We start from the raw sequence: 13,090 nt of genomic DNA, 5'->3' as shown, positions 1-13,090 counted from the left end.
ATAATGCCAGGATCTTTGGCATTTTAATAGCTCCCGTTTCGGTAATTGTGTTCAAGTGACGACTTTGCGAGCAATATGATGTTTAAATGGCCCTGGAAAGCAGATGATGAGTCCGGCAACGCAGAGATGCCCTGGGAGCAAGCGCTTGCCATTCCGGTTTTAGCCCATCTTTCGTCCACTGAGCAGCACAAGCTCACGCAGATGGCTGCCCGTTTTTTACAGCAAAAGCGGCTGGTGGCATTGCAGGGGCTGGAGCTGACCCCGCTGCATCAGGCGCGCATTGCTATGCTCTTTTGTCTGCCGGTGCTTGAGCTGGGCATTGAGTGGCTGGATGGCTTCCATGAAGTGCTGATCTACCCTGCCCCTTTCATCGTCGATGATGAATGGGAGGATGATATTGGTCTGGTCCACAACCAGCGGGTGGTACAGTCGGGACAAAGCTGGCAACAGGGTCCTGTAGTGCTGAACTGGCTGGATATTCAAGACTCTTTTGATGCGTCAGGCTTTAACCTTGTGGTGCATGAAGTGGCGCATAAGCTTGATACGCGGAACGGCGACCGGGCCAGCGGCGTGCCGCTTATCCCGTTGCGTGAAGTTGCCGGCTGGGAGCACGATCTCCACGCCGCGATGAACAACATTCAGGATGAGATAGATCTGGTAGGCGAAAGCGCCGCCAGTATTGACGCCTATGCCGCCACCGATCCCGCAGAATGCTTTGCTGTCCTCTCGGAATATTTTTTCAGTGCGCCTGAACTGTTCGCGCCTCGCTTCCCGGCCCTGTGGCAGCGTTTTTGCCACTTTTACCGCCAGGATCCGCTGGCGCGTAGACGTGAGAATGGCCTGCAGGACGAAGGCGATCGGCGCATTGTTCACTAAAACAACGTGTTGAGCTAAATTTAGCCATTTGAATCAGCAGGTTAATTTTAGTGTTGACACAAAAATGCGAGGCCAGTAGTATGCGCCTCGCTCACACGATTCCTCTGTAGTTCAGTCGGTAGAACGGCGGACTGTTAATCCGTATGTCACTGGTTCGAGTCCAGTCAGAGGAGCCAAATTTAAAAATCCCGCTCAGGGAAACCTGAGCGGGATTTTTGCTTTTCGTGATCCTCTCCGCTCCCCAAACATGCAATCTTATCCTGGTGTAGGTGCTATTTTCTTGCTATGAGGCAAGCTGAACGGCCGTGAGCCCCACGCTCCCGCAAAGGCTTAAATAAAGGCGGTTTAACCGTGCCGGACCATACCTGGGTGTAAGGCAATAATGCGCGGTTCCAAAAAAGATCGGCAACACCGCCGCTTCTGACATCTCTCCGCCAGCGGGTATAAGCAGCATCGTACCGTAGGTACCGTCCAAGGTTCCGTATGTGATCCCCGCAGGTGAAAAGCAGCGATGCTGCTCCCAACCTTATGGCTACAGACTTTCGATCCGGCGGTAACCGCTGGGTCTGCCGCTGCGTAGCAGACATGGAGGATGCTGAAAACAGCCTGTCCAGTGCGGCGATGACGCCCAGGGGACGGCTACGGGTGGATGTACCGAGTCCGCTGGCCCGCCTTATTCTGGTGCCGGCGCTTCCGGCTTTCCACGCCCGCTACCCTGATATCCAGATCGACATGGGTGTGAGCGACCGGGTAGTGGATCTGATCGGCGACAACGTGGATTGCGTTCTGCGCGGAGGTCAAATCACCGACCAGTACCTAATCGCACGCCATGTCGGCGATTTGCAAATCGGCGTCTACGTCGCCCCCAGCTATGTGGAACGCCTTGGCGCTCCCGCACACCCGCGCGAGCTGCAAAATACTGACCATTGCATAGTGGGATTCTTGTCCTCACGCACCAGTAAGATTGATCCTTTGGTACTGTGCAGTGAGAATGAACGTATTGAAATCACGGGCAACTACGTACTTGCCGTGGATGATGGCAATGCTTACCTCGAAGCTGGGTTAGTTGGCTTAGGCGTGATTGCGCTGCCCAACTATATGGCGGCAGCGCATCAGGCCGTTAGCGCTTTGATTCCATTATTTACACAATGGCGGATTAGCCCAATGCCTCTGTACCTGGCGTTTCCACCGAACCGCCATGCCAACGCCAAGCTGCGCGTTTTTATTGACTGGATCGTTGAAGTGATGCTGCAGCATGTCCCCATTGCCAACAATCAGTGACGCCATCCCCTGATTCGCTTATCAGCGGCGATGGGGTTCAGCGGTAGTGACTGTGGTCAGGCGTGTTTTGACAATAGGGATTCAGCAGAACTCATCCGTCTTATATTCTGGATAATGGCTATCATAAAGGGGATCTTCGCTTTCATGGACAATGGCAGCCCAAAAAAAATCCTCAGTAACAAGATTAAGTCCATAGGCATATTTGCAGACTTTATCATCCCCTCCTGAGCATCTCCTGGCGCCCTCATTAAAACGCCATCACAGCCACTATTGATAAGTTAAGGATCGGTTTCCCGATCCTTATTCCCAACAACGTTGAATGCATCGTCAGCAAAAGAGCCTTCTTACAATAGCCGTTAATCAGACTAAACGACCCGCTACAAACTTCCCTGCGCCGCTGTGGCGCTGATATTCACCGGCATGCCGGAGCGGCGCTGCAGGGTCTGCTCGACCTGGGCAGGGCTCACTCCCGGCCCCTGGGTAAAGTCGCGCAGCGCCGAGGTCATCGGCAAGGGGACTTTTCTGTCGGATTCAAACTCCGCGCGGTTGCGCGACAGCGGCTCGTGCACCTCCAGCCAGTGACTGCCGTCCGGCTCCACGCTGTACTTCACCGGCTGATCGATCAGCTGAACCCGCGTCCCAACCGGCACGTTATCAAACAGGAATTTAATATCGTCATTGCGCAGGCGGATGCATCCCTGGCTGACGCGCAGCCCGATACCAAAGTTGGCATTGGTACCGTGGATGGCGTAGAGCCTGCCGATGTAGATCGCATACAGCCCCATCGGATTATCGGGCCCGGGGGGCACCATCGCCGGCAGCGTTTTGCCCTCTTTCGCATACTCGCGGCGGGTATTGGCGGTTGGCACCCAGGTGGGGCCTTCCTGCTTACGCTCTACTGCCGTCACCCAGTTACGCGGCGTTTCGCGTCCCGCCTGACCAATGCCGATTGGCAGGACTTCGACGCTATTGCCCAGCGGCGGGTAATAATAGAGACGCATTTCGGCAACGTTGATCACGATCCCTTCGCGCACGGTGTCGGGCAGGATCAGCTGTTGCGGAATAGTCAGCGTCGAACCGGAGCGTGGCAAATAGACATCGACCCCGGGGTTGGCTTCCAGCATATTGCTTAACCCCTGGCCGTACTGGGCGGCAAAACTTTCCAGCGGCTGGGTGTTATTGTCCGGAACGGCAATGGTAAATGCGCTGCCCACCAAACGGCTCCCCTCCGGCGGCAGCGGATAGCTGACGGCCAGCGCGCCGTGGCTGGCAAGCAGCATCAGCGCCGTATAGAGTAATTTCACACGCCGCATCGTCATTTTCCCTTCCTCAGTCGCGACTCTCGTGTGTGAATTATAGCGTTATTTCCTCGCCTCGATCCGCTGACCCACAATGACTTAAATCTGATAGTCGATTGCGACCTCTTCCGGCTCCATCGCCTGACGCTTAATCTCATCCAGCGACAGTCCGGCATTGCACAATTCGATAAAGCGCCAAACGTAATTCCGCTGCAGCTGGCCCCGCTTCAGTCCCAACCACACGGTATTGGCATCGAACAGATGGCGGGTATCAAGACGCGTAAAGGTGTCCGCTTCCCGGGCATCACCGGACTGCTCGGCGACCAGCCCGACGCCCAGCCCCAGCTCCACATAGGTCTTGATCACATCGGAATCCTGCGCGCTCAGCACGATATCCGGCATCAACCCCTTGCGGTTGAACGCCTCATCAATGCGCGAACGGCCAGTGATCCCCTGGCGGTAGGTGATTAACGGCCAGCGGGCGATCGCCTCCAGCGTCAGGGGAGAAACCTGCGTCAAAGGATGATCCTTCGGCACCAGCAGGCTGTGATGCCAGCGGAACCAGGGGAAAGCCGCCAGCGTCGGATCGTTGCTCAGGCGCTCGCTGGCGATGCCGATATCCGCTCCGCCGTTATGCAGCAGCGCTTCGATTTCCTGCGGGGTACCCTGCACCAGCTCGACGCGAACATCTGAGAACAGCTCGCGGAAAGCTTTAATGACCGGCGGCAGGCTGTAGCGCGCCTGAGTATGGGTGGTGGCGATAGTTAAGACGCCTGACGCATCGTTAGTGAAGAGATCCGCCAGCCGCCGAACGTTACTGGCTTCATTGAGGATCCGCTCGGCAATCGATAACAGCGCTTTACCCGGCTCGGTCATGCCTAACAGGCGTTTACCGCGGCGGATAAAGATCTCAATCCCCAGCTCCTCTTCCAGTTCCCGGATATGGCGACTGACGCCTGACTGCGAGGTATAGAGCATATTCGCGACTTCCGTCAGGTTGTAATCCTGACGGGCCGCCTCACGGATAATTTTCAGCTGCTGGAAGTTCACCCTTTCCTCCGGGCCAATGGACTTAACGTATCTGCTATTGTTAAAGTCTGTTGTCCCAGGTAACAAATAATAAAAACCAGCAACTTATTCCTTAAGAGAATATACCCTAACTGACCAGCTGCAGTTCACGGTTTTCCAGCGATGGGCGGCTCACCAGAGACAGCAGGATCTCTTTCACCGCCTGCGCCTGCGGCGACAGACTGCCGCGAGCCGACATGTTCAGCGACAGCGACAGGCTCATTGAAGGCGTGCTGATCCGCGCCATCCAGCCGTTCGCCGCCCCGCACAGGGAACGAGCAGCGGATTCCGGTAACACCGTCGCCCCCATGCCGCTGGCGATGGCCGCGGTCAGGGTGGTGATGGATTCGATCTCGCCGATAATTTTCGCCGACAGACGACGCAGGGTGAATGCCTCGGTGACCCGCGCCCGCACTGCGCTGTAATCGCGCGGCAGGAACAGGTTCATCTCCGCCACCGCCGTGAGATCCACGCTCTGCCCCGGGCAGTCGCGGGTGCCGACCAGGTAAAGGTCTTCTTTCAGCAGCGGCTGGCTGACGATGCCTGCCACCGGCGAACGCTCATAGAGCACCGCCATATCCAGCTGGCCCGCCAGCAGCTTGTCATTCAGCGCTGTGCCGCTGCTCTCCTGCAGATAGACCATCACCTCGGGCAACTCATTGCGCACCGTTTGCAGCAACGGCATGGTAATGGCGGAGGCCGCGGTGCCCGGCGCCAGGCCGATCGACACCTGACCACGCAGCGTCTGGCCGACGTTATTGACCGCCAGCTGCGCCTGCTCGCACTGGCGCAGGATAGTGCGCGCATGGGTGTAGAGAATTTTACCGGCTTCCGTTGGCGTGACCCCTCGCTTGGTGCGTATCAGCAACTGCTGGTCCATTTCACCTTCCAGGGTCGCGACCTGTTGGCTGAGGGCCGGTTGGGCGATATGCAAGACTTCAGCGGCCTGGGTCAGACTGCCGATATCGACGATTTTCACAAAATATTTCAGTCGTCTTAAGTTCATTTTGCCTCCTGTAAGGAACGCCAGCGTCAACGCTGGGAGTATGATGCACTGGCTTTTGCAATTTGCTTGCCAGCTTTGCATTTCCTCGGCTGTCGCCCGCCGCAGGCAGTGTTATAAGGGATAGTGATAGCAATTCGGTTTTTATTTGCCCGGTAAGCAGATTGTGGTATGCCCCATTAGGGGTACATTCGCACTACAACGGTGCAACATGGTGAAAAAAACAGCGCATGGGTGGCGATTGCTGAAATTGTCAGCAGTCGAACGCAATTCTTTGAATCAGGCTTTGACAAGGCCGGATGGCATCGTTAATATGCGCCCCGTTCACACGATTCCTCTGTAGTTCAGTCGGTAGAACGGCGGACTGTTAATCCGTATGTCACTGGTTCGAGTCCAGTCAGAGGAGCCAAATTTAAAAAGCCTGCTTTCGAGCAGGCTTTTTGCTTTTCAGCGCCGGTACTTCTGCCGGAAGGCGAATGGCCACCCTCCGGCGATTGCGGCTTTAGCGTAAACTCTCTTCCTTCAGATCTATCTCCCGCAGCACCTCATAAAAAGTGATATCGCTGATGTTATGGGCGCGGCGCAGCCGGAACAGCTCCTGACGCTGGGCGATAATGACCTCTCGTTGCATATATTTCTCCAGCCTGGCGCGCTTAGCCAGCTCCAGCCCGACATCCTGCCCCTCGTCATTGTCGTTATAGTGAAGCCGCCGCTGATAGGTTTCGAGCAGCATATTGCCGGCATCGGCCCGCAGGGCCTGCTCACTGGGATCCTCCACCGGCTCGTCCAGTAGCGCGTTAAGACGGTTAATGGCCACCTCGGTCATCACGGCGCCAATGTCGTCCTTACCGGTGTCATGCGGTAGATCATCGGCAAGATAACGAGTCATAAACGGCAAACCGATAGCCGCCACCACCAGCGACATCAGGATCACCGCCATCGAAAGAAAGATCAGTAGTTCACGGCCCGGGAACGGCGAACCATCTGCCAGCACCACCGGTAGCGTCAGAATACCGGCGAGGGTCACAGAGCCCTTCACTCCCGCCAGCGCCATGACGGCGAGGATACTGAAGCGTGGACGGACGGTGATGGCCTTGCCTCGACGTTTGCGGCGAAAAATTGTCAGCTTCATCGACAGCCATACCCAGGCGAAGCGCATCAGACCGAGCGCCAGGGTGATGGCCACGGCGTACAGCAGCAGATACCAGGGCGAAGAGACGCCGGCCTGGCTGGCTACCGCCGGCAGCGTCCTGAGCATGCGCGGCAGCTGCTCGCCCAGCATCAGAAAGATCATCCCGTTGAGGGTGGTCTGCAGCATGGACCATACCGCGCTGCTTTTCATGCGCGTCGCCGGAAGCCGGGGCCCCGACAGCTGCTCATAATGCATCGCAATGCCGGCGGCGACGGCGGCAAGAATGCCCGAGACATGGAACGCTTCGGCCAGCAGGTAGGCGGCGAAAGGGATAAGCAGGCTGATCAGGATCTGGATGGCTGGCTCCTCGCGGGTGCGCCGAACCAGAAAGTTATTACATTTGCCGGTGACCCACACCACCACGAGGCCACTGAGGATGCCCCCGAAGGCCATCAGGAAAAATTTCACCACCGCGTCTCCCGGGGAGAAGCTGCCGGTCAGCACCGCGGCGATGGCGAAATTAAAGGCGACGAGCCCTGATGCATCATTTAACAGCGACTCCCCTTCGAGAATATGCGCCATCCTTGAGGGAAGCGGCGAGCTGGCGGTCATTGCCGATACCGCCACCGGATCGGTAGGCGACAGAATAGCCGCGAGAGCGAACCCTGCCGCCACGGTGATAGCCGGGATCAGCCAGTGAATAAACAGGCCAATACCGAGAATAGTCACCATCACCAGGCCTATCGCCAGCGATAAAATCGGCTTCATATCGCGGAAAAAAGCGTCTTTGGGGATGCGCCAGCCATCGAGGAACAGCAGCGGCGGGATAAACAGCAGTAAAAAAATATGCGGGTCAAAATCGACCTGAAAGCCACTGGCGGCCAGCGCGGCGCCCGCGGCGATTTGGATCAGCGGTAGCGGCACTTTAACGGGCAGAAGATGGGACAGGAACACGGTCACCACGATGGCCATGATAAAGACCAGCACGATAGCAATTAGCGACATTCATCCCCTCCTCTGACGGCAATATTCATTCTGTACATCAGACTGTTAATCCTTTTTCGCAGGTGTTGTTTCGGTAACAGATTATTTACCCAGTCACCGATAATTAAAGACAGACGTCATTGTCTGCCGGCGATAATATTTAAACTGAGGTGGCAACCGGTGCCGGATCAGGGGTGACAATGTCTTTTATCAAGCCGCGTTTGTCAATCCGCTATCGTCTGCAAATCATCGCCGGCCGGCATTCCGGGGAGAAGTCCTCACGGGACTGTCGACCGGGTACTTCGCAAATTGGCCTCTTCACATGGACAAAACCACTCAACCGCTCCAGCCCCCCGCTGTTTATATATTCCCAATATTATTAATTCGTATTATGCATTGTGAATATGGATATTAATGACCAGTCTAATATACCCGGCAGAGTTATATTTCGTGCCCCCGCCGGCAGTGCGAACCACGTATTTGCGATAAATAATTCTTAACGCCCCCCAGTTCAGGATGATTGGTCAGCCAGCCTTACGCTACGCGCAATGCTTGCCCTACCCCTAAATTGGGCGTACCCTGACCAACAATTAAACCACACGGTCTAAATCATGAATCCCGATACCTCCGCCGTCCTGAAGCCCCGCCGCGGCCGTCCACCCAAGGTCGATCGCCAGTTTGACGATACGCGTCAGGCGCTGATTCGCTCAGGCCTTGAAGTGCTGACCGAAACGGGCTATCTCGCGGCGGGTATTGATGCGGTGATCAAGAATATCGCCGTGCCAAAGGGGTCGTTTTATCATTGCTTTAAAAGCAAAGAGGCTTTTGGCCTCGCCGTGCTTGCCGCCTATGGCGACTTCTTTGCGCATAAATTAGATAAATTCCTGCTGGACGACGCCGTGCCGCCGCTGGAACGAATGGCGGCCTTTGTGCGTCATGCCGGTCAGGGAATGGAGAAATTCCAGTTTCGCCGCGGCTGCCTGGTGGGCAACCTGCTGCAGGAAGCCCCGTTGTTACCCGAGACGTTTCCCCAACGGTTGATGGCTATCCTGGCGGCATGGGAGTCGCGCGTGGCGCGCTGCCTGCGCGAAGCGCAGGCAGCCGGGGCCATCGCCAGCGACGCCTCACCGCAGGCGCTGGCCCAGGTGTTCTGGATCGGCTGGGAAGGCGCGGTGATGCGCGCCAGGCTGGTCCAGTCTGCCGCACCGCTTAACCAGTACTGGGATTTTTTTGCGCACAGTATGACAACAAAAACACCTGCACAGGACGGCGCTAGCGCCGATAACCCCCTTCCGACGAGGAATACTCTGTCATGAAAGCATTAGTTCTGGACCAGATCGACAACCGCACCGTCGCCACCGTCAAAGATATCGACCTGCCCGCTCTTGCCGAAGGCGACGTCCGGGTCGCCATCGACTGGTCGAGTCTCAATTATAAAGACGCCCTGGCGATCACCGGCAAAGGCAAAATTATCCGTCAGTTTCCGATGGTGCCGGGCATTGATTTTGCCGGTCAGGTGAAAGAAAGCCGCGATCCGCGCTTTGTTCCCGGCCAGGCCGTGATCCTCACCGGCTGGGGCGTGGGCGAAAACCACTGGGGTGGCCTGGCCACCGAAGCCTGCGTTAAAGGCGACTGGCTGGTTGCTCTGCCGGAGACGCTCAGCGCGCGCCAGGCAATGATCATCGGCACCGCCGGCTTTACCGCGATGCTATGCGTTGATGCTCTCGTTAGTGCGGGTGTCACCCCTGATAGCGGGGATATCCTGGTCACCGGCGCCAGCGGCGGGGTCGGCAGCACCGCCGTGGTGTTGCTGAAAGCCCTTGGCTACCGGGTGACGGCCGTATCGGGCCGGGAATCGACACACGATTACCTTCGCCAGCTGGGCGCCGATACGATCCTGCCGCGCAGCGACTTCGCGGAGACCCGTCCGCTGGAGAAACAGCTGTGGGCGGGCGCGGTGGATACCGTTGGCGGCCCGGTGTTGGCCAAAGTGCTGGCGCAAACGCAATATCGCGGCTGCGTCGCCGCCTGCGGTCTGGCCGGGGGCTTCGATCTGCCGACCACCGTGATGCCGTTTATTCTGCGCAATGTGCGTCTGCAGGGGGTGGATTCGGTGATGGTGCCGACCGCTGAACGCGACGCCGTCTGGCTGCGTCTGGCCCAGCTTCTGCCGGAGAGCTACTACCAGCAGGCGGCCACTGAAATCACGCTGGAGCAGGCGCCAGCGTATGCCGCAGATTTCCTCAGCAATAATATTCATGGTCGGACGCTGGTCAATATCGGCCAGTAATCCTCTTCTCCCGGCGCCCGTGCGGCGCCGGATCCCGAGAGGGATCAAGGCATATCATTTCCTTCCCCACGGGATTATGATGACGCGAACCAATAGCTCTGCGAGTGGTAAAAAAGTAAATGGATGTCATAAGCATCATTATGGCGGCGGGCAAGTCGTCCGTTGACGTCGCGCTGTATACGCTGTTGCCGATCATGGTGATCATGCTGATCATCATGAAATACCTTGAGGTCCGCGGTATCCTCGATGTGATTGTTCGCTGGGTGGCCCCGCTGCTGAAGCCCTTCGGCTTAACCGGGATGAGCGCCTTCGCCCTGATCCAGATTAACTTTGTCAGCTTTGCCGCCCCGCTCGCCACGCTGTCGATTATGGATAAACGCGGCGTCTCGGACCGACAAATGGCCGCCACGCTGGCCATGGTGTTCGCCATGGGGCAAGGCAACGTCTTCTATCCTCTTACCCCTTTTGGTCTGCACTGGCTGGCCTCGATCGTTATCTCGGTGGTCGGCGGCCTGTGCGCGGCCGCCGTCGCCTGGCACGTCACCGGACGGCGCTTATCGGTCGCCGAGAACCCCCGCGCGGAAGCGCTGCCGAACGCCGAGCAGAACAGCCAGGGAATTCTGGCCGTGATTAACAGCGCCGGCTCCGACGCCATCCGCCTGGCGCTCGGCGCGGTGCCAATGCTGATCCTGTCGTTAACCATCGTCGGGCTGCTGCAGGGCGCCGGGGCTATCGACCTGCTGCAGCAGCTGCTGAAGCCGCTTCTCGGCTGGCTGCACATCCCCCAGAACTTTGTGCTACCGGCGCTGGTGAAGTGCGTTGCCGGGGGCACCGCCTACTTTGGCGTCATTTCCGAGCTGATCCAGCAGGGCAAAGTCACCGTGGACCAGGTCAACGCCTCGGCAGGTCTACTGATCCAGACCTTTGATCTTCCCGGTATCGGCATTTTTCTTGGCATCAGCTCACGGTTTGTCCGCCTGTTCCGCTTCGTGGCTCCCGCGGCGATCGTCGGTATCCTGCTGCGTACCGTTCTGCACCTGATCCTGTTTTAACGCCTCTGCTCTGGCCTGCGCTTTCAGGCAGGCCGCCACCGCCGCCTGTTCGCCGCAGGCGATGCGCTCATCGACGCGCGTCATCATCCATGGAAAGAATGGATTGGAGGTGACGCGCATTAACGTCTCCAGCCCCACGCTCAGCGTCCCGGTCTCTCCGCGCAGTGAAATGGTGCCCAGGCTAATGCCGTAGCGGTTCTTCTCTTCCGGCTCGCGACCATACAGCGAGTCGCTCAGGGGAAACGGCACCGCCACATGCGACAAAGAGTATATATCCGCCGGCCAGGCCAGGTGTAAAGGATAACGATGCTCTTCCCGTTCCTGGGCCAGCGTGGTCCGGGCGACGGTCTGCAGCGTGTGCGCCGTCGCGTTGGTCACCACCGTGGTGGTATAGGCCCGCGGCGCCGGGGGCAGCAGCGTATTCACCGCCGCATAGAGCGCAGGGCGAAACAGGACCCGGAGATCCGCCGCCTGGTTAATATCGAACACCACCAGCTCGCTGCCGTTATCCGGCAGATAGCGATACAGGGACTCCACCACCGCACGGGTGCTGACCGTGGAATCCATCACCGACTGAAAGGTGAGGATCGGCGGCAGCGCTTTCAGCTCGCCCTGCCGGGCCGCGCGGATAATCTGCTGCTGCAGCGCCTGGCTCAATAACCACGATTGTCTCGCCGCCTTGACCGGAAAGGAGTTGTACTTGAACGGATTAAACTCAGGCGCCACGTTCAGCCAGGCCGCGCGGGCGAACGCCGGGAAGACGGACGGTAGCCCGGCGAGGCCGGCGAAACGGGCAAACGCGGTCACGCCGATCATCGGCGACAGCAGAATAATCTGCTGCGGCTGACGCAGGTGGCTATCCTCCAGGCTATCGAGGGCATACTTGAGCGCCAGCGCGCCGCCGTTAGAGTAGCCGACCAGATGCAGCGGCACGTCCGCCCCGGCAAGGCGGGTCGCTTCGCGTACCGCCAGACGCGTCGCCGCCAGCCAGGTCTCCCAGTCAACCGCCGTTAACGCCCCCGGCGCGGTGCCGTGTCCCGGCAAACGCGGCACCACCGCCACATAACCCCGCTGCTGCCAGAGTTGCGCCAGATAGCGCACGCTGTAGGGCGAATCGGTCAGGCCATGGAGGAGCACCACGCTGCCGCGCGGCTTGCCCAGCGGCAGCAGCACAAAAGAACGGTTCCAGTCCTGCTTAAACTGCCCCGGCCAGACCCGGCTGTGACGATAAAAGCGGTTGACAGGGGTTTTATCTTCCTCCGGCAAAGCCTCTGTCACCTCACGCTGGAGATCGGCGAAAATCGTCTTCTCCCGCGCCAAATACTGGGCAAAGGTCGCCTGGTCGATCTCTTCGGCCGACATCTCGTTGCCACTCCAGGTATGCCAGCGATGCAGGGCCGGGCCGCGCTGGGACTCATAGATCCGCCCGGCGAGAAAGACCACCAGCAGCGCCAGTACCGCAATGCTCCCTTTTTTCAGCAGTGAGCCGATAACGGCGCCCGACGTTCGCCAGTGTCGAAATAGATGCTTCATGACGCTCTCTCTTATATTTATTGCGTAGCCGGACTTATCAGCCCTCTTCCTGACAGGCTATTCTCACGGTCTGCTTTTCAGCATAGTCATCGCTTCCTGCAAATTAAACCCGGCAGATCATTGCCCCCCGGCATAAAAAAACCTAGCGCACAGATCAACAATCGGTTGCGTATTTTTAAACACTGCATAAACCAAGGGGATAATCTTATTGTCAGATTTTTAAGAAACATGAATTATCGACGCACATGTCGCTATGAGAGGATAAAAAACAGATGGAGTGGTGGGTAAAAAAAGTACAGGACAACGCTTCGGCCAGCCTCTGCCGCGTCGTGCTTCAGAGCGGTGCGCTGGAGATGATCGCAGAGATTGAAGCCTGTCGCCTCCGCCTGCGGGAAGGGGATAAACTCACTCCGCTGGCCGATGCGCGCTATTGTCTGAATAATAATCCGACGCAAACTTTGAAGATTCGCAACGCCACTCATTATAGCAGCGAGCGTTGGACAAACGCCGGCAAATAACACGAGCCCGCTCCCTTTACTGGTTATGGTCTGAGTATCGTCGCATTTGACAGAT

The 13,090-nt window shown here is 57.8% G+C and carries 10 protein-coding genes, 2 tRNA genes and 2 pseudogenes; 9 read left to right on the top strand and 5 right to left on the bottom strand.

Annotated features, from left to right (window positions below; genetic code table 11):
- Window positions 1-75: 75 nt before the first annotated feature.
- The 4 genes and pseudogenes from mtfA to AB1E37_RS08560 form a co-directional block, all read left to right on the top strand.
- On the top strand, window positions 76-876 hold the full coding sequence (gene mtfA, locus AB1E37_RS08575; protein ID WP_004227143.1) for a DgsA anti-repressor MtfA: 801 nt from the start codon (window positions 76-78) through the stop codon (window positions 874-876).
- A gap of 100 nt (window positions 877-976) precedes the next feature.
- A tRNA-Asn gene (locus tag AB1E37_RS08570) sits at window positions 977-1,052 on the top strand.
- Window positions 1,053-1,404: 352 nt separating this feature from the next.
- Window positions 1,405-2,157 (top strand): LysR substrate-binding domain-containing protein, encoded by a 753-nt coding sequence (locus AB1E37_RS08565; RefSeq protein WP_014599202.1) that lies wholly within the window; start codon window positions 1,405-1,407, stop codon window positions 2,155-2,157.
- A gap of 30 nt (window positions 2,158-2,187) precedes the next feature.
- Window positions 2,188-2,385, top strand: a pseudogene (locus AB1E37_RS08560) (hypothetical protein); the annotation flags it as partial.
- Window positions 2,386-2,534: 149 nt separating this feature from the next.
- Here the strand turns inward: AB1E37_RS08560 and ldtA are convergent.
- The 3 genes from ldtA to nac form a co-directional block, all read right to left on the bottom strand.
- Window positions 2,535-3,476 carry a L,D-transpeptidase gene (gene ldtA, locus AB1E37_RS08555; protein ID WP_023287796.1) on the bottom strand — a complete coding sequence of 314 codons (942 nt, stop codon included), beginning with the start codon at window positions 3,474-3,476 and terminating at the stop codon, window positions 2,535-2,537.
- 78 nt (window positions 3,477-3,554) lie between these two features.
- Window positions 3,555-4,505, bottom strand: a complete 951-nt coding sequence (cbl, locus tag AB1E37_RS08550) for an HTH-type transcriptional regulator Cbl (RefSeq protein WP_004175385.1) — start codon at window positions 4,503-4,505, stop codon at window positions 3,555-3,557.
- Between the two features lie 106 nt (window positions 4,506-4,611).
- Entirely contained in the window at window positions 4,612-5,529 is a 918-nt protein-coding gene (gene nac / locus AB1E37_RS08545) for a nitrogen assimilation transcriptional regulator NAC (RefSeq protein WP_002911729.1), read from the bottom strand.
- A 330-nt stretch (window positions 5,530-5,859) separates the two neighbouring features.
- Between nac and AB1E37_RS08540 the strand changes: the two genes are divergently transcribed.
- Window positions 5,860-5,935 (top strand) — tRNA-Asn (locus tag AB1E37_RS08540).
- Between the two features lie 93 nt (window positions 5,936-6,028).
- Here the strand turns inward: AB1E37_RS08540 and AB1E37_RS08535 are convergent.
- Window positions 6,029-7,663: a Na+/H+ antiporter gene (locus AB1E37_RS08535; protein WP_004148971.1), complete on the bottom strand. Its 1,635-nt coding sequence runs from the start codon at window positions 7,661-7,663 to the stop codon at window positions 6,029-6,031.
- Window positions 7,664-8,253: 590 nt separating this feature from the next.
- On the opposite strand from AB1E37_RS08535, the pseudogene AB1E37_RS08530 reads away from it, so the two are divergent.
- The 3 genes and pseudogenes from AB1E37_RS08530 (at window position 8,254) to AB1E37_RS08520 (ending at window position 10,984) form a co-directional block, all read left to right on the top strand.
- Window positions 8,254-9,079: pseudogene (locus AB1E37_RS08530) on the top strand (TetR/AcrR family transcriptional regulator).
- Window positions 8,970-9,932 carry an MDR family oxidoreductase gene (locus AB1E37_RS08525; RefSeq protein WP_223175337.1) on the top strand — a complete coding sequence of 321 codons (963 nt, stop codon included), beginning with the start codon at window positions 8,970-8,972 and terminating at the stop codon, window positions 9,930-9,932. Before AB1E37_RS08530 ends, AB1E37_RS08525 begins: the two are co-directional and overlap by 110 nt.
- A 119-nt stretch (window positions 9,933-10,051) precedes the next feature.
- Entirely contained in the window at window positions 10,052-10,984 is a 933-nt protein-coding gene (locus tag AB1E37_RS08520; RefSeq protein WP_002911739.1) for a nucleoside recognition domain-containing protein, read from the top strand.
- Here AB1E37_RS08520 and AB1E37_RS08515 read toward each other — a convergent pair.
- Complete coding sequence (locus AB1E37_RS08515) at window positions 10,895-12,517, bottom strand: carboxylesterase (RefSeq protein WP_004899238.1); 1,623 nt, start codon at window positions 12,515-12,517, stop codon at window positions 10,895-10,897. The genes AB1E37_RS08520 and AB1E37_RS08515 overlap by 90 nt on opposite strands.
- A gap of 272 nt (window positions 12,518-12,789) precedes the next feature.
- On the opposite strand from AB1E37_RS08515, the gene pmrD reads away from it, so the two are divergent.
- Window positions 12,790-13,035 (top strand): signal transduction protein PmrD, encoded by a 246-nt coding sequence (pmrD, locus tag AB1E37_RS08510; RefSeq protein ID WP_004141189.1) that lies wholly within the window; start codon window positions 12,790-12,792, stop codon window positions 13,033-13,035.
- Window positions 13,036-13,090: the final 55 nt, after the last annotated feature.

Origin of the sequence: Klebsiella sp. Shm-1 (assembly GCF_040804525.1) — a bacterium.
Classification (GTDB): Bacteria; Pseudomonadota; Gammaproteobacteria; order Enterobacterales; family Enterobacteriaceae; genus Klebsiella; species Klebsiella pneumoniae.
This window is presented reverse-complemented; position numbering and strand designations above follow the sequence as displayed.